This window comes from Cellulomonas sp. P4_A2, from assembly GCF_056402515.1.
Map to the genome: position 1 here is coordinate 16,073 of NZ_JBFUHG010000015.1, position 18,380 is coordinate 34,452.

Genomic DNA, 18,380 nt, shown 5'->3' on the forward strand with positions numbered 1-18,380 from the left:
CCGGCGGAGACTGTCGACCTGGTGCGTAACGCGGGCGTCACCCGTAGTCGCGGCGGTACCGAGCGTCGACCTGGCGGGCGAGCAGCTGGCGCTCGTCCTCGAGCGTCACGCCGTGCTTGTGCGCGAGGGCCGCGAGGATGTCGGAGCAGATCGCGTCGAACTCGTCGCCGGCCGAGCGACCGGTCGTCGTCAGCCAGCGCTGGTCGGCGACGTGGCGGACGTACTCGCCCACAGCGGCGTCCTCGGTGCGCAGGACGGTGCCGCCGTCGGCGAGAAGTGGGGTCCCGTCCGGGTTCGCGATCCCGGTGCCGGTCGGGCGGGGCCCGACTGACGCCGGCGCCGACGGCTGCGGGACCTCGTGCGCACGGGCCTGGACGGGCGGCGTCTGTGGCTCGGGCGGCGCCGACGCGCGGGCCGGGGACGGCTGCTCAGGCACCGCGGTCACCGGACCGCCCGGGCCCTCGTGCTCGCGTAGCTGTGCGGTCACGATCTCCAGCCTGGCCCGGTAGCTCTCGATCACGGCCAGCTGGTCGTCGAGCGGCACCTCGGGTTCGCCGCCGACGAAGTCCTGGTTGTAGGACTCCCGAGCGCGCACCAGCCGCTGCGAGAGTCGGCTGATCTCGTCGCGCAGCTTCGCGGGGCTGGCATCCGCGTTCGAGCGCGCGTGGGGTGGCGTTGCGTCGAACGTCAGTGCCATGGCTCCGCTCCTTGGTCGCCCTCGACCTCTCCACTCCATCGACCCTTCGGGCGCCCAACATGAGCCCGCCGGCCGAGGAACACGAGGAGTCCGTGAACCGGCGCGAGTGGCGCTGCGTGCGACTGCCCGGTCCGCGGTCGGAGCCGACGGGACCGCGGACCGGGCCGACCTCACCCCTCGGTGCCGGTCACGCCGATGTAGACCGCCGGGTTGCCGCGCGGGTTGAGCAGCACGACCGGTGCGATGCACCGCTGCGGCAGGGCGACCGTGGCCCGGATCCGGACGTCACCCGTGGGCGAGAACGGCACGGCGGCCGTCGTCGCGACGACCGCGCCGTTGCACGCCACGCTGGCCGAGACCGTCGTGACGGGGTTCGCGCCGGTCGACGTCAGGACGAGGCCCTCGACCTTGACGTCCAGCCGGCCGTCGTGGCGCAGCTTGACGTCGCCGTCGCCGATCACCCAGTCGGCACCGCCGGGCGTGACCGCCCCGAACAGCACCGGGTCGGTCGTCAGGCTGCCGGCGACCTCCGCGGTCAGGATCGTCCGCCCGCCACCACCTCCGTGCCCGCCGTCGGCGAAGGCCGCGGGAGCCCCCAGCAGCCCGACAGTCGCCACGACCGCCCCCGCCATCGCTGCGCGCCTCAGGATCGTCTTCATCGTCAACCCTTTCTCCGCGGGCCCGGGACAGGCCCGACACCTGTTGACACGAGACCGGGTGGCTCCGGGTTCACGGAGGATGCGTCGCCCCTGTTTTCGGCGTACAACGGAGCCATGTTCGAAGAAGGTCAGCTGTACGCCCCTGTCACCGCCGACAAGGACGGCAAGGCCACCGTGCACCTGGCGGACGACCACCCCGGTGCGAACGACGAGGAGTACCGCCGTCGTCGCAACGAGATCGCCGCCCCGGCACTCGCGTGGCGGCCGGGCGACCCCGTGCCGCGCGTGGAGTACACCGACTCGGAGAACGAGATCTGGGCGACCGTGTGCCGCGAGCTCGCGCCCAAGCACGAGCGGCTCGCCATCCGCGGCTTCCTGGAGGGCAAGGAAGCCCTCGCCCTCCCGAGCGACCGCGTGCCTCAGCTCGACGAGGTCAGCGACGGGCTCGAGCCGCTCAGCGGCTTCCGGCTGCACCCGGCCGCCGGGCTCGTCCCGCTCGACGTGTTCTACGGATCGCTGGCCGACGGGATCTTCCACTCCACCCAGTACCTGCGGCACCCGTCGCAACCGCTCTACACGCCGGAGCCGGACATCCTCCACGAGGTGGTGGGGCACTGCAACCTGCTCGCGAACCCCGCGATCGCGGACGTGAAGCGCCGCGCGGGCGAGGCCGCGCGACGGTGCCAGACGCCCGAGGGGCTGCAGTACGTGGCGGACGTCTTCTGGTTCACCATCGAGTTCGGCGTGATGTACGAGGCCGGCGAGCTGCGCGCGTACGGCGCAGGTCTGCTCTCCTCGTACGGCGAGATCGAGGAGTTCCGCGGCGCGGACGTGCGTCCCGTCGACTTCCACGCGATGGCCACCCTGGAGTACGACATCTCGCACTACCAGCCGATCCTGTTCGCGTGCGACGGCATGGGCGAGCTCACCGACCGGGTGGGCGGATTCTTCGCGGAGTTCGACGACGAGACGCCGGCCCGGCTCGCCCGCGAGGCCGCGGTCAGCCGCTGACCTCTACGCGACCGGCTGCCGGTCCCGCACGAGCAGGTGCTGCCGGAAGAACGCCGCGAGCTCGTCCGTGGCGTGCAGCGGCAGGACCGCCGCGACGTACTGGTCGGGCCGCACGACGACGACGCAGCCGGCGCGGTCGATGCCCCGCAGCTCGAAGATGTCCTCGTCCGGGTGGGTCGCGAACACCAACTCGTGGTCGACCAGCCCGAACGGCCCGGTGCGCGGGCGGAAGAGCTCCGGCACCTCCGCGACGTCGACCGCGTCGTGCCGCTGCTGGTAGACCACCTTGAGGTCCAGGACGGCGTCGACCTCCTCCCCCTCGCCCGTGTGCGCGACCACTGGGGAGTCGGGTGAGGCCGCCATCCAGTCGGACCACGTCGCCAGCGCGGAGGCGTCCGCGTCGGCGAAGGCGTAGACGCGCCAGCGGCCGTCGGCGCGGTGCTCGTGCCCGAGGTGCCGGGGGTTGGAGTCGGCGACGCGCACGACCGGGGCGGACTTGAACCGCTTCCCGACGGGGAACCCGGTGGCCAGGTCCTGGTGGGCGGGCTCGGCGACGAGCATCGACGGCGGGTACTGCGTCATGAACCCGAAGAGGAACTCGGTGGTCTGCACGTAGAAGTCCGCGAGCTCGGCCCGGTTGGAGAACTCCTCGGGCTTCTTCGCCATGAGCGACGACCACTGCTTGTCGAAGTCGATGAGGTTCTGCGCGATGACCTGGCGCTCGGCCGAGTAGGTGGCCAACAGGCTCTGCGGACTGCGGCCGGACAGGACGTAGCCGAGCTTCCAGCCGAGGTTGAAGCCGTCCTGCATCGAGACGTTCATGCCCTGGCCGGCCTTCGCACTGTGCGTGTGGCAGGCGTCGCCCTCGATGAACACACGCGGGGCGCGCACGCCGATCTGGTCGAGAGGGACGTCGTCGAACCGGTCGGTGACCCGGTGGCCGACCTCGTAGACGCTGTGCCAGGCGACGTTCTTCACGTCGAGCGAGTACGGGCTCAGGATCGCGTTCGCGTGGGCGACGATCTGCTCGACGGTCGTGCCGCGCAGCGCGTCGTGGTTGTCGGCCCGGGCCTCGCCGAGGTCTACGTACATCCGGAACAGTTGCCCGCCCTCGCGCGGGATGAGCAGGATGCTGCCGCCGGAGCCGGACTGGATCGCGCACTTGCGGCGGATGTCCGGGAAGTCGGTCACGGCGAGGACGTCCATGACGCCCCAGGCATGGGCCGCGGAGCCGCCCACCGCCGTGCAGCCGATGGACCGCCGGACGCCGCTGTGCGCGCCGTCGGCGCCGACCACGTACCTCGCGCGGACGACCTTCTCCTGCCCGACGTCCGGGCCGCAGGTGCGCGCGAGGTGCACGGTGACCGGGTGGTCGCCGCCGTCGGCGATCTCGAGGTCACGGAACTCGTAGCCGTAGTCGGGCGCCATCCGCGTCGGGGCGTTCGCCATGAACTCGGCGAAGTAGTCGAGCACGCGGGCCTGGTTGACATAGAGGTGCGGGAACTCGCTGATCCCGGACGGGTCGTCGGGCGTGCGCTCACCGCGGACGATCCGGGTGGGGTCGTCCGGGTCCGGGTGCCAGAAGCAGACCTCCATGACCCGGTAGGACTCCTCGGCGATCCGTCCGGCGAACCCGAAGGCCTGGAACGTCTCGACACTGCGCGGCTGGATCCCGTCCGCCTGGCCGATCGCCAGCCGTCCCTCGCGCCGGTCGACGATCCGCGTGGTGATGCCCGGGAACTGCGACAGCTGCGCGGCCGTGATCATTCCGGCCGGACCGGTGCCGACGACGAGGACGTCCACCTCGTCGGGAAGCTCGTCGGGCCGGTCGAGGCCGACGCCGGCCGCGGGCTGGACGCGCGGGTCGCCGGAGACGTAACCGTGGTCGTGGAACTGCATGCGACTCCTCTGACGTCGATGTCGAGGTGGGACCGATCGTATATTATCTCCTCGAACCGCATCGATGCCGCTGCGGTCGACCTGGTCCGGGAGGCCCTGCTCAGATGCCGACGGTTTCCGCGCACGTCGCGATCACGCTGGCCGCGCACGTCGACCACGTGTTCGGGGTGATGGGCAACGGCAACGCCTACTTCCTCGACGCCCTGACCTGCCAGACCGACGCGGACTTCGTCCCCGTGCGGCACGAGGCCGGCGCCGTCGTCGCGGCCGACGCGTTCCACCGGACCTCCGGCCGGCTCGCCGCCGCGACGACGACCTACGGCGCCGGGTTCACCAACACGCTCACCGCCCTCGCCGAGGCGGTGCAGGCCCACGTGCCGCTCGTCCTCGTCGTCGGCGACGAGCCGACCTCCGGGCCCCGCCCCTGGGACGTCGACCAGATCGCGATGGCCTCGGCCGTCGGCGCCCGCACGTACACCGTGGGCCGCACCGACGCCGCCGCCACGACCGTCATCGCGGTCGAGCACGCGCTGACCTACCGGGTGCCGACGGTGCTCGCGATCCCCTACGACGTCGCGACCCTGGACACCGGCCCGGTGCCCGAGACGCCGGTCCCCCGCCTTCCCCCGCCGCTCGCCGTGCGCGGGGAGTTCGCCGTCGGAGTCGTGCGGGCGATCGCCCTCGCCCTCGCCGCTGCACGGCGCCCGCTGCTCCTGGCGGGACGCGGTGCCTGGGCGGCCGGTGCGGGCGAGGCCCTCGGCGCGATCGCCGACGCCACAGGCGCGCTGACGACCACGACGGCGCTGGGGCGCGGGGTCTTCCCCCGGACCGAGTTCGACCTCGGCGTCTCCGGCGGGTTCGGCGCACAGGAGGCCATGGCGCTGGTCCGCGAGGCCGACGTCGCGCTCGTGGTGGGCGCCTCGCTCAACCAGTTCACGATGCGGTTCGGGGACCTCTTCGCGCCGGGGTGCCGGGTCTTCCAGGTCGACGTCGCACCCGCCGCGACCCACCCGCACGTGGGTGGGTACGTCCGCGGGGACGCCACGGTCGTCGCGGAGGCGATCCTCGACCAGCTCGCGGACGCCGAACCCAGCGGATGGCGCGAGTCCGTCGACCTGGCCGCTGCGCGCCGGCACGAGCCCGGCGACGGGACCGCCCCGGACGGCCGGCTCGACCCCCGCACCGCGGCGGCGCGCCTCGGGGAGCTGCTGCCCGAGGACCGGGTGGTCGTCTCGGACGGCGGGCACTTCCTGGGCTGGTCGAACATGTACTGGCCGGTGACCGCGCCGGACCGGATGGTGATGGTCGGCACCGCGTTCCAGGCGATCGGGCTCGGCTTCCCCAGCATGGTGGGCGCGGCGCTCGCCCGGCCCGAGGCCACGGTGGTGCTGACGACCGGGGACGGCGGCGGGCTCATGGCCCTGTCCGACCTGGAGTCGGCGGTGCGGGTCGCGGCCGGGCACGGGATCGCGGTCGTGTGGAACGACGGGGCGTACAGCGCGGAGATGCACCTCTACGGTCGCAAGGGTCTGGCGCGCGAGCCGATGCTCATCCCGGACGTCGACTTCGCCGGAGTGGCCACCGCGCTCGGTGCGCAGGGCGTGGCCGTCCGGTCGGTGGAGGACCTCGAGGCGCTCACCACGTGGCGCGCCCGACCGGCCGACGAACGCCCGTTCCTGCTCCTGGACCTGCGGATCTCCGGGTCGGTGGTCGCACCGTTCTGGGAGGAGATCACCCGGGCGAGCGGCTGAGGCCGGCGGACGACCGACATCTCACCACCAGACGAGGGAGCCATGACCCACGACACCAACGGCGGCGCGGACGCCAGGTTCTCCGCGCTTCCCGGCCGCCCGGGCAAGATCGTCGCGATCCACCTCAGCTACGCCTCGCGTGCCGACCAGCGCGGCCGCCGCCCGACCCACCCCTCGTACTTCTTCAAGCCGTCGAGCTCCGTGGCCGCCTCCGGTGGCACCGTCGAACGTCCGCTCGGCACCGAGCTGCTGGCCTTCGAGGGAGAGATCGCGCTCGTCGTCGGCACCACGGCACGACGCGTCCCGCTCGAGCGCGCGTGGGACCACGTCGCCTGGGTCACGGCGGCGAACGACCTCGGGCTGTACGACCTGCGCGCGAACGACCGGGGCTCGAACGTCCGGTCCAAGGGCGGCGACGGGTTCACCCCGGTCGGTCCCGGCCTCCTGGACGCCCGGGCCGTCGACCCCGGTGCGCTGCGGCTGCGGACGTGGGTCAACGGCGAGCCGCGCCAGGACGACACGACCGCGGGCCTGCTGTTCCCCCTCGAGCAGCTGGTGGCCGACCTCTCGCAGCACCTCACGCTCGAGCCCGGCGACATCATCCTGACGGGCACCCCGGCGGGCTCGTCGGTGGTCGTCCCCGGCGACGTGGTCGAGGTCGAGGTGGACGCGCCGGACGCGGCTGGGGCGCCGACCTCGGGCCGACTCGTCACGACCGTCACCCAGGGCGCGCACCCGTTCGACGGCGCGCTCGGGTCGTTGCCCGCCGTCGACGACGTGCAGCGCGCCGAAGCGTGGGGAGCGGGGACGTCCGAGCCCGTCCGCGTCCGCCTCACGCCGGAGCTGCGCGAGAAGCTGGTGCGGGCGCCGGTCGCCGGGCTCAGCGCACAGCTGCGCAAGCGGGGTCTGAACGCCGTCACGATCGACGGGGTGCAGCCGATGCACCCCGGAGCCAAGCTCGTCGGCACGGCACGCACCCTGCGGTTCGTGCCCGCCCGCGAGGATCTCTTCGCCACCCACGGCGGCGGGCAGAACGCCCAGAAGCGCGCCTTCGACGCCGTCGGCGAGGGCGAGGTGATCGTCATCGAGGCGCGGGGCGAGACCGGGTCCGGGACGTTCGGCGACATCCTCGCCCTGCGCGCCCACGTGCGCGGCGCCGCCGGCATCGTCACCGACGGTGGCGTGCGCGACGTCGACGCGGTCGCCGCCGTCGGCATCCCCGTCTACTCGGCCGGCGCGCACCCCGCGGTGCTCGGTCGTCGGCACGTGCCGTGGGACGTCGACGTCGCGGTCGCCTGCGGCGGGACGACCGTCGAGCCCGGCGACGTCGTGGTCGGCGACCGGGACGGCGTCGTCGTCATCCCCCCGGCCCTCGTCGAGGAGGTCGTGGACGCGACCCTCGCCCAGGAGGAGGAGGACGGCTGGATCGCCGAGCAGGTCGCCGCCGGTCACCCGGTCGACGGCCTCTTCCCCATGAACGCGCAGTGGAAGGCGCGGTTCGACGCACGAAGGCGCGACCGGTGAGCGAACGGAGCAAGTCGCAGCGGGCCTACCTCTGGCTCAAGGAGCGGATCTCCCGCCAGGAGCTGGCGCCGGGCTACCGGCTCGTCCTCGGCTCGATCGCCGACGAGCTCGACATGAGCGTCGTGCCGGTGCGCGAGGCGATCCGTCGGCTCGAGGCGGAGGGCCTGGTGACGTACGAGCGGAACGTCGGGGCGCGGGTGTCGATGATCGACGACACCCAGTACCGGCACAGCATGGAGACCCTCGCCATCCTCGAGGGATCGGCCACCGCGCTCGCCGCCCGACGCCTGACCACCGACGACCTGCGGCACGCGCGCGAGCTCAACCGCCGGCTGGTCGAGTCGCTCGACGACTTCGACCCGCGGTTGTTCACCTCGCTGAACCAGCGGTTCCACGCGGTGCTCTTCGCCGCCTGCCCGAACCCGCGCATGCTCGCGCTCGTCGAGGCCGAGTGGGTGCGGCTGGGCCACCTGCGCGACTCGACGTTCAGCTTCGTGCCCGGCCGCGCGCAGGAGTCCGTGCGCGAGCACGAGACCATCGTCGACCTCATCGAGACCGGCGCACCGCTGGCCGACATCGAGCGTGCCGCCCGCCGGCACCGCTCGGCCACGCTCGCCGCGTACCTGAGCCACGAGCACCCTGACGTGACGACCGCACTGGAAGAGGCCACCCATGGCTGAGACCCACCTGCCCGCCGACCTCCCCTCGCGCCTCCAGCACTACATCGGCGGCGAGCACGCCGACTCCGCGGACGGCGGGACGTTCGGGGTGCTCGACCCGGTGTCGAACGAGACGTACCTGCACGCCGCTGCGGGTCAGGCCGCGGACGTCGACCGTGCCGTCGCGGCGGCACGGCACGCGTTCGAGAACGGTCCCTGGCCGCGGATGCTGCCCCGCGAGCGCTCGCGCGTCCTGCACCGGATCGCGGACATCGTCGAGTCCCGCGACGCCCGGCTGGCCGAGCTCGAGAGCTTCGACTCCGGCCTGCCGATCACCCAGGCGCTCGGCCAGGCCCGGCGGGCCGCGGAGAACTTCCGGTTCTTCGCCGACCTCGTCGTCGCCCAGGCCGACGACGCGTTCAAGGTGCCCGGGCGGCAGCTCAACTACGTCAACCGCAAGCCGATCGGAGTCGCCGGCCTCATCACGCCCTGGAACACGCCGTTCATGCTCGAGTCGTGGAAGCTCGGACCCGCGCTGGCGACCGGCAACACGGTCGTCCTCAAGCCTGCGGAGTTCACGCCGCTGTCGGCGTCCCTGTGGGCCGGGATCTTCGAGGAGGCGGGCGTGCCGACGGGCGTGTTCAACCTCGTGCACGGACTCGGGGAGGAGGCGGGCGACGCCCTGGTCAAGCACCCCGACGTCCCGCTCATCTCGTTCACGGGCGAGAGCCGGACCGGGCAGCTCATCTTCGCCAACGCGGCGCCGCACCTCAAGGGCCTCTCGATGGAGCTCGGGGGCAAGTCCCCCGCCGTCGTCTTCGCCGACGCGGACCTCGAGGCGGCGATCGACGCGACGATCTTCGGGGTGTTCTCGCTCAACGGCGAGCGGTGCACGGCGGGCAGCCGGATCCTGGTCCAGCGCGAGATCTACGACGAGTTCGTCGAGCGCTACGCGGCCCAGGCCAAGCGCGTCGTCGTCGGTCCCCCGCACGAGGCGAGCACCGAGGTCGGCGCCCTCGTGCACCCGGAGCACTACGAGAAGGTCATGGGCTACATCGAGATCGGCCGGGCCGAGGGGCGTCTGGTCGCCGGCGGCGGTCGGCCCGACGGATTCCCGACCGGCAACTACGTGGCGCCGACGGTCTTCGCCGACGTCCCGGCCGACGCGCGGATCTTCCAGGAGGAGATCTTCGGCCCCGTCGTCGCCATCACGCCGTTCGACACCGAGGAGGAGGCGCTCGCGCTGGCCAACGGCGTGAGGTACGGGCTCGCGGCGTACGTGTGGACGAACGACCTGCGCCGCGCGCACACCTTCGCCCAGGCGGTCGAGTCGGGGATGGTCTGGCTCAACAGCAACAACGTCCGCGACCTGCGGACCCCGTTCGGCGGGGTCAAGGCCTCCGGGCTCGGCCACGAGGGCGGCTACCGCTCGATCGACTTCTACACCCACCAGCAGGCCGTGCACGTGACGCTGGGCGAGCCGCACCACCCGACCTTCGGCAAAGGACGCTGACGTGAGCACCCCGATCACCCCGGACGGGACCGAGCCCGTCGTGACCGCCGACGACCCGATCCGGACCGCCGACCCCATCCCGACGCCGTCGTCGCCGCCACCCGACATCCTGCGCGCCGCCTCGATGGAGCTCGTCGTCACCGACCTCGCGGCGTCGCGCAGCTTCTACGTGGACGTCCTCGGTCTGGTCGTGACCGAGGAGGACGACGAGTGCGTCTACCTGCGCAGCTTCGAGGAGTTCATCCACCACAACCTCGTCCTGCGCGCGGGGCCCGTCGCGGCGGTCGCCGCGCTCTCGTTCCGCGTCCGCTCCCCCGAGGACCTCGACAAGGCGGTCGCGTTCTACGGCGAGCTCGGGTGCCGGGTCGAGCGGCGGCCGGAGGGCTTCGTGAAGGGCATCGGAGACTCGGTGCGCGTGCAGGACCCGCTGGGGTTCCCCTACGAGTTCTTCCACGACGTCCAGCACGTCGAGCGGCTCGCGTGGCGCTACGACCTCTACACGCCGGGCACCCTGGTGCGCCTCGACCACTTCAACCAGGTGACCCCCGACGTGCCGCGCGCCGTGGCGTACATGGAGGACCTCGGGTTCCGGGTGACCGAGGACATCCAGGACGAGGCCGGCACCACCTACGCGGCCTGGATGCGTCGCAAGCCGACCGTCCACGACACCGCGATGACCGGCGGGAACGGCCCGCGCCTGCACCACGTCGCCTTCGCGACCCACGAGAAGCACAACATCCTGGCGATCTGCGACCAGCTCGGTGCGCTGCGGATGTCGGACCGGATCGAGCGGGGTCCCGGTCGCCACGGGGTGTCCAACGCGTTCTACCTCTACCTGCGCGACCCCGACGGGCACCGCTTCGAGATCTACACCCAGGACTACTACACGGGCGACCCGGACAACCCGGTCGTCACCTGGGACGTCCACGACAACCAGCGCCGGGACTGGTGGGGCAACCCCGTCGTCCCGTCCTGGTACACCGAGGCGTCCCTGGTGCTCGACCTCGACGGTGTCCCGCAGCCGGTCGTCGCGCGCACGGACACCAGCGAGATGGAGGTGACGATCGGCGCGGACGGCTTCTCGTACACCCGCAAGGGCGACGCTCCCGACGAGCTTCCGAGCTGGAAGCAGGGCGAGTACAAGCTGGGTCACCAGCTGTGACCGGGTCGTCGTTGCCCTCCGGCACCATCACGGCGATCGCCGACGAGCTCGCCGTCGCGGAGCGCGACCGCGCCACGGTGCCGCTGCTGACCGCCCGCCACCCCGGCATGACCGTCGAGGACGCGTACGCGGTCCAGGGCGAGTGGCGGCGCCGGGCGGTGTCCGCCGGTCGGCGGCCCGTCGGCCACAAGATCGGCCTGACGTCGAAGGTCATGCAGGTGGCGACCGGCATCGACGAGCCGGACTACGGGGCCATCTTCGACGACATGGTCGTCGAGAGCGGTTCGGTCGTCGAGCACGCCCGGTTCTCGAACGTCCGCATCGAGGTCGAGCTGGCGTTCCGGCTGGCCGAGCCCGTCGACAGGGACGCGACCCTCGACGACGTCCTGCGGGCCACCGAGTACGTGGTGCCCGCCCTCGAGATCCTGTCGTCCCGCATCGAGCTGGAGGGACGCACGATCGTCGACACCATCAGCGACAACGCGGCGATGGGAGCGATGGTCCTCGGCACCACCCACGTCGCGCCCGGCGACGTCGACCTGCGCTGGGTCGCCGCGCTGCTGTACCGGAACGGGGAGGTCGAGGAGTCCGGCGTCGCGGGTGCCGTGCTCGACCATCCCGCCAGGGGCGTCGTCTGGCTGGCGAACAAGCTGGCCCAGCACGGCGACCGTCTCGAGGCCGGCGAGCTCGTGCTCGCGGGCTCGTTCACCCGTCCGATGTGGGTGCACCCGGGCGACACCGTGCTGGCCGACTACCGCGACCTGGGGACGATCACATGCCGCTTCGACTGACGCCGACGTTCCGCGACGCCCTCGCGGCGGCCGACCGGCCGCTGGCCGGCATGTGGGTGTGCACGGGCAGCCCCCTGGTCGCGGAGATCTGTGCCGGCTCCGGGCTGGACTGGCTGCTCGTCGACATGGAGCACTCGCCCAACGGGCTGGAGTCCGTGCTCGCGCAGCTCCAGGCCGTCGCCGACTACCCCGTGACCCCGGTCGTGCGGGTGTCGACCGGCGACGCCGTCCTCATCCAGCAGGTGCTCGACCTCGGGGCGCAGAACCTCCTCGTGCCCATGGTGTCGTCGGCGGAGTCGGCGCGGGCCGCTGTCGAGGCCGTCCGCTACCCGCCCCGCGGACGCCGTGGCGTCGGCTCCGCGCTCGCGCGCTCGGCCCGGTGGAACCGCGTCGACGGGTACCTGGAGCACGCCGACGACCACGTGTCGCTGTTCGTGCAGATCGAGACCGCCGAGGGCGTGGACGCTGCCGACGCGATCGCGGCGGTCGACGGCGTCGACGGCGTCTTCGTCGGGCCGTCGGACCTCGCCGCCTCGATGGGGCTGCTCGGCGAGCAGGGCCACCCGGACGTCGTCGCCGCCGTGCACCGGGCGTTCGAGGCCGTGCGCGGGGCGGGCAAGCCGGTCGGTGTCAACGCGTTCGACCCGGCCCTGGCGCGCTCGTACGTCGATGCCGGCGCGTCGTTCGTGCTCCTTGGCGCCGACGTGACGCTCCTGGCACGGGGCTCCGAGGAGCTCGCCGCTCGGCTCAGCTGACCCGATGGCGCCCGTCGACGGCTCATCGCGAGCCGGGGACCCGTCGAGACCGCGTCGAATCTGACTCTCGGTCAAATTCCTTGATTCTTGACGCCGCGCGAGGGCCTCAGATCGACTCGGTGTGACGAAACGATGGTGATATCGCAGAGCGCGGACCACCGGAGGTCCGCCGAAGGAGACACCGAGATGACCTTGCTGTCCGAGTCCCCCGTCGTTGCTCGCAGTCACGTGACCTCCCTCGCGGACGTCACGGCGGCGGCCGTCAGGGGCGACGTGCACGCGTGGGTCGAGGCCGTCGCCGAGCTGACCGAGCCGGACGCCGTGGTGTGGTGCGACGGTTCCGACGGTGAACGCCGGGCGCTCGTCGAGCAGATGGTGCGCACCGGGACGCTCCTGCCGCTCGACCCCGACCTGCGCCCGGGCAGCTACCTTGCGCGCTCCGACCCCGACGACGTCGCGCGGGTCGAGGGGAGGACGTTCATCTGCCCGGCCGACGAGGCCGACGCGGGGCCGACCAACAACTGGCGCGAGCCGTCCGCCATGCGCGCGGAGCTCGACACGGTGTTCGCCGGGAGCATGCGCGGCCGCACGATGTACGTCGTGCCCTTCTCGATGGGCCCGGTGGGCGGACCGCTGTCCCAGGTAGGCGTCCAGGTCACCGACTCCCCGTACGTCGTCGTGAGCATGCACGTGATGACCCGCGTCGGGCGCGCGGTGCTCGACCTGGTCGAGGCGGGCGCGCCGTTCGTGCCCGCCGTGCACTCCCTCGGCTCTCCCCTGCAGGACGGCGAGCGAGACGTGCCGTGGCCGTGCAACCCGACGAAGTACATCGCCCACTTCCCCGAGACCCGCGAGATCTGGTCGTACGGCTCGGGCTACGGCGGGAACGCGCTGCTGGGCAAGAAGTGCTTCGCGCTGCGCATCGCCTCGGTGATGGGCCGCGACGAGGGCTGGCTGGCGGAGCACATGCTCCTGGTCCGGCTCACCTCGCCACAGGGTCGCCGCTACCACGTGGCCGCCGCGTTCCCCTCGGCCTGCGGCAAGACGAACCTGGCGATGCTCGTCCCCACGCTGCCGGGCTGGCGCGTCGAGACGATCGGCGACGACATCGCCTGGCTGCGCCCCGGCCCGGACGGCTCGCTGCGGGCGATCAACCCGGAGGCGGGCTTCTTCGGGGTCGCGCCGGGCACCAGTCCGACGACGAACCCCGCGGCGATCGAGACGCTGCGCCGCGACACGATCTTCACCAACGTGGCGCTGACGCCCGAGGGCGACGTGTGGTGGGAAGGGCTGACGCAGGAGGCTCCCCCGCACCTCGTGGACTGGACCGGTCGCGCCTGGACCCCGGACGCCGACCGCCCGGCCGCTCACCCCAACTCCCGGTTCACGGTCGCGGCCGACCAGTGCCCGACGATCGCCGACGGCTGGGACGCGCCCGAGGGCGTGGCTCTCGACGCGATCGTGTTCGGCGGCCGCAGGGCGACCAACGTCCCGCTCGTCGCCCAGGCGGAGAGCTGGGAGCACGGCGTGTTCATGGGCGCGACGATCTCGTCGGAGCGCACGGCCGCGGCCGAGGGCGTCGTCGGCGAGCTGCGTCGCGACCCGTTCGCGATGATGCCGTTCTGCGGCTACGACATGGCCGACCACTGGGCGCACTGGCTGCGCGTCGGGGCCTCCCTCGACGCCTCGCACCGCCCGCTCGTCTTCCAGGTCAACTGGTTCCGCAAGGACGACGACGGCCGGTTCCTGTGGCCCGGGTTCGGCGAGAACTCGCGCGTGCTCGCCTGGATGGTCGAGCAGGTCGACCGCGCGCGCGGCCTGCGCACGGACGTGGGCGCCGTGCCGAGTCCGGTGGGCCTGCTGCCCGCGCCCGGGGCCCTCGACACGCGGGGACTCGACCTCGACGAGGGGGCGCTGGACCAGCTGTTCGCGATCGACCCCGACTCCTGGGCTCTCGAGGCCGACCTGACCGAGGAGTTCTTCGCGATCTTCGGCGACCGGGTGCCGTCGGCCCTGCGGGACCGGCTCGCCCGGCTGCGGGATCAGCTCACCCGCTGACCGGGGTCGGGGCCTTCCTCTCAGGCACTGGCGAAGCGGGGACGGATGACTGACGCCGCGTCCGTCGTCGCACGGTCCGCGGGCGCCGTCGACCAGACCCTCTCGCCGCCGTCGATCCCCTCGCCGTCCGGGCCCGACGGCGGGAGACTCGGGTCGTGCCCGATCGGAGCGACGACGGCGAGCGGCTCGCCGAGTACCGCGCGAAGCGGGACCCGGCGCGCACACCCGAGCCCGTGCCGGCGCCGGGCGAGGGACCGCCGCCGGGTGACGGCCGGTCGTTCGTCATCCAGGAGCACCACGCCCGCGCGCTGCACTGGGACTTCCGTCTCGAGCGCGACGGGGTGCTCGTGTCCTGGGCGGTGCCCAAGGGGTTGCCGCAGGACCAGATGACCAACCACCTGGCGGTCCACACCGAGGACCACCCGCTCGAGTACGCGACGTTCGAGGGCCGGATCGGAGAGGGCGAGTACGGCGGCGGTCAGGTCACCGTCTGGGATCACGGCACGTACGACCTGGTGAAGTGGTCCGACCGCGAGGTGCAGGTGGTGCTGCACGGCGAGCGCGTCCAGGGTCGGTACGTGCTGTTCGCCACCCGCCCGAAGGGCCGGCCGGCCGGCGCCCCGGACGACGGCAAGAGCTGGATGGTGCACCGCATGGACCCGCCGACGCGGCCGGACTGGCAGCCTCTGCCGGACCTCGTCCGGCCGATGCTCGCGTCCGCGGGCGGGCTGCCCACCGACGACGAGGACTGGGCGTACGAGATGACGTGGGACGGCGTGCGCGCGGTCGCGTACGTCGACGGCGGCCGCGTGCGGCTCATGTCCCGCGACGACCAGGACATCACGCGTTCCTACCCCGAGATCGCCGCGATGGGCCTGCAGGTCGGCTCGACGCCCGTGGTGCTCGACGGGGAGCTCGTGGCCTTCGACTCCGGCGGCGCCCCGGACGACGGCCTGCTCCAGCAGCGCGTTGAGGTGACGGACGCGCCGGCGGCCCGACGGCTGGCCCGCACCGTGCCCGTGGTCTATCTCGTGTTCGACGTGCTCCACCTCGACGGGACGTCGACGGTCGCGCTCTCCTACGACGAGCGCCGCAGCCTGCTCGAGGGCCTCGCCCTCACCGGCGCGTCCTGGCAGACTCCCCCGTCGTTCGACGGCCCAGGGTCGGACGTCCTGGCCGCGAGCCGGGCGAACCGGCTCGCGGGCGTCGTCGCCAAGCGGCGGTCGGCGCCCTATCGTCCCGGCAGCCGCTCGCCCGACTGGATCGCGGTCACGCACGACGCCTGAACACGCCGGACGCGTCAGGTGCGCCCACCCGCCACGGGCCACTGGTTCGGTTGCGCGTCGATCTGCCCCGCGGAACGGCGGAGATCTCCGGCAGATCAGACAAACTTCCGTGCGTCAAGGCTTGACTTATGCGCGCAACGCGCAGAACCTTGCTGAGTCCGCACCGAGGGGCCAAGGGTGGCTCCGATCGAAGGAGTGATGGCGTTGCGATGGATAAAGAGGTCCACTGCAGGACGACTGGCCGTGGTCGCGGCCACGGCGGTAGCGATGACTCTCGGCTTCGCCGGGGCCGCGTCCGCAGGCCCGGGCGGCGGTCATGAACCACAGAAGCACGGGAAGTCGATCTCCGACCACGAGATCAGCGTCCAGCTCTTCAACTTCTTCGCCTACATCGGGTTCGACGCGTCACCCGAGGCGCAGGCCCGCCAGGAAGAGGTGCTGAGCCGGCTCTCCGCGGCGGGCTACCGCAACGTCGAACCGGTCGACTACACGAGCTTCCAGGGTCTGGGGGCGTCCCAGTACCGGGCGCTGCTGGACAAGTACGGCCTCAAGGCGTCGGGGCTGCACACGTCGATCACCATGGACACCACGGACGACGAGTGGAACGCCAAGGTGGCGATCGCGAAGGAGATCGGCTCGCCGTACGTCGGAGCCGGGGCCGACCCGAGGACCTTCACGACGGCCGCGGAGTGGATCGCGTTCGCGAAGAAGATCGACCACTTCGGCGAGCTGGCCCGCAAGCAGGGACTGCGGTACATGGTCCACTCGCACGACTGGGAGTTCGCGCCGGTCGAGGGCACGACAGGCTACGACCTGCTGCAGAAGTACACCCGGTCGAAGAACGTCGTCTTCGAGCTCGACCTCTACTGGGTCACCAAGGCCGGCGTCGACCCGATCACGGTCATTCACAAGTACGGCGACCGGATCAAGCTGTTCCACGTGAAGGACATGGCTGATGACGGGTCGATCACCACCGTGGGCCAGGGCACGATCGACTTCCCGAGCATCTTCGCGGCGGCTGGGAAGGGCATCAAGTACTACGTCATCGAGCGCGACCCGCCGTTCACGGACCCGACCTACGACCCGTTCGGTCCGAGCCTCGCAGGTCTCGAGTACCTCCAGACCGTCAGGTTCTGACCTTCCCTGCTCGATCGCTGCACGAAGGTGGGTCCGTCCTCGTCGAGGCGGACCCGCCTTCGCGCACTGCCCGCCGATCGGGCGCAGATGTGCATGGTTCGACACCTCACGCACCGAACCAGCCATGGGGCGATCCCTCGTCGGCCATGATGTCCCGGTGGTAGCCATGAACCCGTCGCCCTCCGCGCCGTCGCGGTCCGTGCTCGACCCCCGCATCACGTCGCTGTCCGCCGTGCTCGACCTCGTGCGCAGCGGCAGCGCCTCCACCCGGTCCGAGGTCGAGCACCTGACGGGGCTCGGGCGCAAGGTCGTCGCCCAGCGCGTCGCCGAGCTGATCGAGCTCGGACTCCTGTCCGAGGGCGCCCTGGGCCCGTCGACCGGTGGGCGCGCTCCTCGCCGGCTGCGGTTCGAGCCGGAGACCGGACTCGTCCTGGTCGCGGCCTTCGGCGCGACGGGCGTGAGCGCCGGGCTCGCCGACCTCTCCGGGCAGGTGCTGACGCAGACCTACCGGACGCACAGCATCGCCGACGGACCGGTACCCGCCCTCGACCTCGTCCTGGAGCTGTGGCGCGAGCTGCTCGACGCCGTGTCCGTCGACCAGCCCGAGGCGCGGGTGTGGGGCGTGGGTCTCGGTGTGCCCGGTCCGGTGGAGTTCTCGACCGCGCGTCCCGTGTCCCCACCGATCATGCCGGGCTGGGACGACTACCCGATCCGCGAGCACGTCCAGCGCACGTGGCCCGTGCCCGTGTGGGTCGACAACGACGTGAACGCCATGGCTCTCGGCGAGCTCCGCACGGGCGTCGCGCGCGGCCGCAGCGACGTGGTGTACGTCAAGATCGGCACCGGCATCGGCGCCGGGGTCGTGTCCCGCGGCGGCCTGCACCGGGGAGCCCAGGGAGTCGCCGGCGACGTCGGTCACATCGCGGTACGCGAGCAGCTCGGCGTGCCGTGCCGGTGCGGGCGCACCGACTGCCTCGAGGCGGTCGCGGGCGGCGCGGCACTCGTCGCCCAGGCGCGTGGCGCGGCCCAGGACGGCACGAGCCCGATCCTTGCCGGCCTGCTCGAACGGGACGGCACCCTCACCGTCCGGCACCTCACCGAAGCGGCCGAGCACGGCGACCGCACGACCGCCGAGCTCCTGCGGACCGCGGGGCGTCGGGTGGGCGAGATGCTCGCGTCGCTGATCAACACGCTCAACCCTGCGCTCATCATCCTCGGCGGGCACGTCGCCGAGTCGGGAGACCTCCTCCTCGCGGCCGTCCGGCAGGCGATCTACGAGCGATCGCTGCCCTTGGCGACGCGTGACCTCGTCATCGCTCGCTCGCTCGACAGCGACGTCGTCGGCATCACCGGCGTCGCGTTCACGGTGATCGACGAGGTGTTCGCACCGAGCGCCCTCGAACGATGGGTCGGTGCCGGCCGGCCAGGGCCGGACCTGTGCTGACGTCGACGACCCTGCGCGCGCAAAGTACGCTCGC

At 72.3% G+C, this 18,380-nt stretch carries 15 protein-coding genes; 12 read left to right on the forward strand and 3 right to left on the reverse strand.

Annotation, left to right across the window (positions count from 1 at the left end):
- Positions 1 to 37: 37 nt before the first annotated feature.
- A complete protein-coding gene (locus tag AC1DUE_RS14315) occupies positions 38 to 697 on the reverse strand; it encodes a hypothetical protein (RefSeq protein WP_477040098.1) in 660 nt (219 codons plus the stop codon).
- A gap of 170 nt (positions 698 to 867) precedes the next feature.
- Positions 868 to 1,356 (reverse strand): hypothetical protein, encoded by a 489-nt coding sequence (locus AC1DUE_RS14320; RefSeq protein ID WP_477040099.1) that lies wholly within the window; start codon positions 1,354 to 1,356, stop codon positions 868 to 870.
- Between the two features lie 114 nt (positions 1,357 to 1,470).
- On the opposite strand from AC1DUE_RS14320, the gene AC1DUE_RS14325 reads away from it, so the two are divergent.
- The gene (locus AC1DUE_RS14325) at positions 1,471 to 2,367 is read left to right on the forward strand and encodes a phenylalanine 4-monooxygenase (RefSeq protein ID WP_477040100.1); all 897 of its coding nucleotides are present in this window, start codon (positions 1,471 to 1,473) and stop codon (positions 2,365 to 2,367) included.
- A gap of 3 nt (positions 2,368 to 2,370) precedes the next feature.
- Here the strand turns inward: AC1DUE_RS14325 and AC1DUE_RS14330 are convergent, their stop codons facing one another.
- Positions 2,371 to 4,266: an FAD-binding monooxygenase gene (locus AC1DUE_RS14330; protein ID WP_477040101.1), complete on the reverse strand. Its 1,896-nt coding sequence runs from the start codon at positions 4,264 to 4,266 to the stop codon at positions 2,371 to 2,373.
- A 104-nt stretch (positions 4,267 to 4,370) separates the two neighbouring features.
- Between AC1DUE_RS14330 and AC1DUE_RS14335 the strand changes: the two genes are divergently transcribed.
- From AC1DUE_RS14335 to AC1DUE_RS14385, 11 genes are all read left to right on the forward strand, one after another.
- On the forward strand, positions 4,371 to 6,017 hold the full coding sequence (locus tag AC1DUE_RS14335) for a thiamine pyrophosphate-binding protein (RefSeq protein WP_477040102.1): 1,647 nt from the start codon (positions 4,371 to 4,373) through the stop codon (positions 6,015 to 6,017).
- A 42-nt stretch (positions 6,018 to 6,059) separates the two neighbouring features.
- The gene (locus tag AC1DUE_RS14340) at positions 6,060 to 7,541 is read left to right on the forward strand and encodes a fumarylacetoacetate hydrolase family protein (protein ID WP_477040103.1); all 1,482 of its coding nucleotides are present in this window, start codon (positions 6,060 to 6,062) and stop codon (positions 7,539 to 7,541) included.
- Positions 7,538 to 8,221, forward strand: a complete 684-nt coding sequence (locus AC1DUE_RS14345; RefSeq protein ID WP_477040104.1) for a GntR family transcriptional regulator — start codon at positions 7,538 to 7,540, stop codon at positions 8,219 to 8,221. Before AC1DUE_RS14340 ends, AC1DUE_RS14345 begins: the two co-directional genes overlap by 4 nt.
- Positions 8,214 to 9,713, forward strand: a complete 1,500-nt coding sequence (gene hpaE / locus AC1DUE_RS14350; RefSeq protein ID WP_477040105.1) for a 5-carboxymethyl-2-hydroxymuconate semialdehyde dehydrogenase — start codon at positions 8,214 to 8,216, stop codon at positions 9,711 to 9,713. Before AC1DUE_RS14345 ends, hpaE begins: the two co-directional genes overlap by 8 nt.
- 13 nt (positions 9,714 to 9,726) lie before the next feature.
- On the forward strand, positions 9,727 to 10,875 hold the full coding sequence (gene hpaD / locus AC1DUE_RS14355; protein WP_477040148.1) for a 3,4-dihydroxyphenylacetate 2,3-dioxygenase: 1,149 nt from the start codon (positions 9,727 to 9,729) through the stop codon (positions 10,873 to 10,875).
- Entirely contained in the window at positions 10,872 to 11,666 is a 795-nt protein-coding gene (locus tag AC1DUE_RS14360; protein ID WP_477040106.1) for a 2-keto-4-pentenoate hydratase, read from the forward strand. Before hpaD ends, AC1DUE_RS14360 begins: the two co-directional genes overlap by 4 nt.
- The gene (locus AC1DUE_RS14365; protein ID WP_477040107.1) at positions 11,651 to 12,421 is read left to right on the forward strand and encodes an HpcH/HpaI aldolase family protein; all 771 of its coding nucleotides are present in this window, start codon (positions 11,651 to 11,653) and stop codon (positions 12,419 to 12,421) included. Before AC1DUE_RS14360 ends, AC1DUE_RS14365 begins: the two co-directional genes overlap by 16 nt.
- 186 nt (positions 12,422 to 12,607) lie before the next feature.
- Entirely contained in the window at positions 12,608 to 14,479 is a 1,872-nt protein-coding gene (locus tag AC1DUE_RS14370) for a phosphoenolpyruvate carboxykinase (GTP) (RefSeq protein ID WP_477040108.1), read from the forward strand.
- 155 nt (positions 14,480 to 14,634) lie between these two features.
- Complete coding sequence (locus AC1DUE_RS14375) at positions 14,635 to 15,765, forward strand: DNA polymerase ligase N-terminal domain-containing protein (protein ID WP_477040109.1); 1,131 nt, start codon at positions 14,635 to 14,637, stop codon at positions 15,763 to 15,765.
- A gap of 267 nt (positions 15,766 to 16,032) precedes the next feature.
- Positions 16,033 to 16,902: a sugar phosphate isomerase/epimerase family protein gene (locus AC1DUE_RS14380; protein WP_477040110.1), complete on the forward strand. Its 870-nt coding sequence runs from the start codon at positions 16,033 to 16,035 to the stop codon at positions 16,900 to 16,902.
- 166 nt (positions 16,903 to 17,068) lie between these two features.
- Positions 17,069 to 18,346 carry an ROK family protein gene (locus AC1DUE_RS14385; protein ID WP_477040111.1) on the forward strand — a complete coding sequence of 426 codons (1,278 nt, stop codon included), beginning with the start codon at positions 17,069 to 17,071 and terminating at the stop codon, positions 18,344 to 18,346.
- Positions 18,347 to 18,380 lie beyond the last annotated feature (34 nt).

Excerpts from the sequence above, each read along its gene's own strand:
- AC1DUE_RS14370 (WP_477040108.1), top strand. The coding sequence starts at position 12,608 with ATGACCTTGCTGTCCGAGTCCCCCGTCGTTGCTCGCAGTCACGTGACC.
- hpaE (WP_477040105.1), top strand. The coding sequence starts at position 8,214 with ATGGCTGAGACCCACCTGCCCGCCGACCTCCCCTCGCGCCTCCAGCAC.
- AC1DUE_RS14340 (WP_477040103.1), top strand. The coding sequence starts at position 6,060 with ATGACCCACGACACCAACGGCGGCGCGGACGCCAGGTTCTCCGCGCTT.
- AC1DUE_RS14365 (WP_477040107.1), top strand. The coding sequence starts at position 11,651 with ATGCCGCTTCGACTGACGCCGACGTTCCGCGACGCCCTCGCGGCGGCC.
- AC1DUE_RS14330 (WP_477040101.1), bottom strand. The coding sequence starts at position 4,266 with ATGCAGTTCCACGACCACGGTTACGTCTCCGGCGACCCGCGCGTCCAG.
- AC1DUE_RS14380 (WP_477040110.1), top strand. The coding sequence starts at position 16,033 with ATGACTCTCGGCTTCGCCGGGGCCGCGTCCGCAGGCCCGGGCGGCGGT.
- AC1DUE_RS14320 (WP_477040099.1), bottom strand. The coding sequence starts at position 1,356 with ATGAAGACGATCCTGAGGCGCGCAGCGATGGCGGGGGCGGTCGTGGCG.
- AC1DUE_RS14335 (WP_477040102.1), top strand. The coding sequence starts at position 4,371 with ATGCCGACGGTTTCCGCGCACGTCGCGATCACGCTGGCCGCGCACGTC.
- AC1DUE_RS14385 (WP_477040111.1), top strand. The coding sequence starts at position 17,069 with ATGAACCCGTCGCCCTCCGCGCCGTCGCGGTCCGTGCTCGACCCCCGC.
- AC1DUE_RS14315 (WP_477040098.1), bottom strand. The coding sequence starts at position 697 with ATGGCACTGACGTTCGACGCAACGCCACCCCACGCGCGCTCGAACGCG.
- AC1DUE_RS14325 (WP_477040100.1), top strand. The coding sequence starts at position 1,471 with ATGTTCGAAGAAGGTCAGCTGTACGCCCCTGTCACCGCCGACAAGGAC.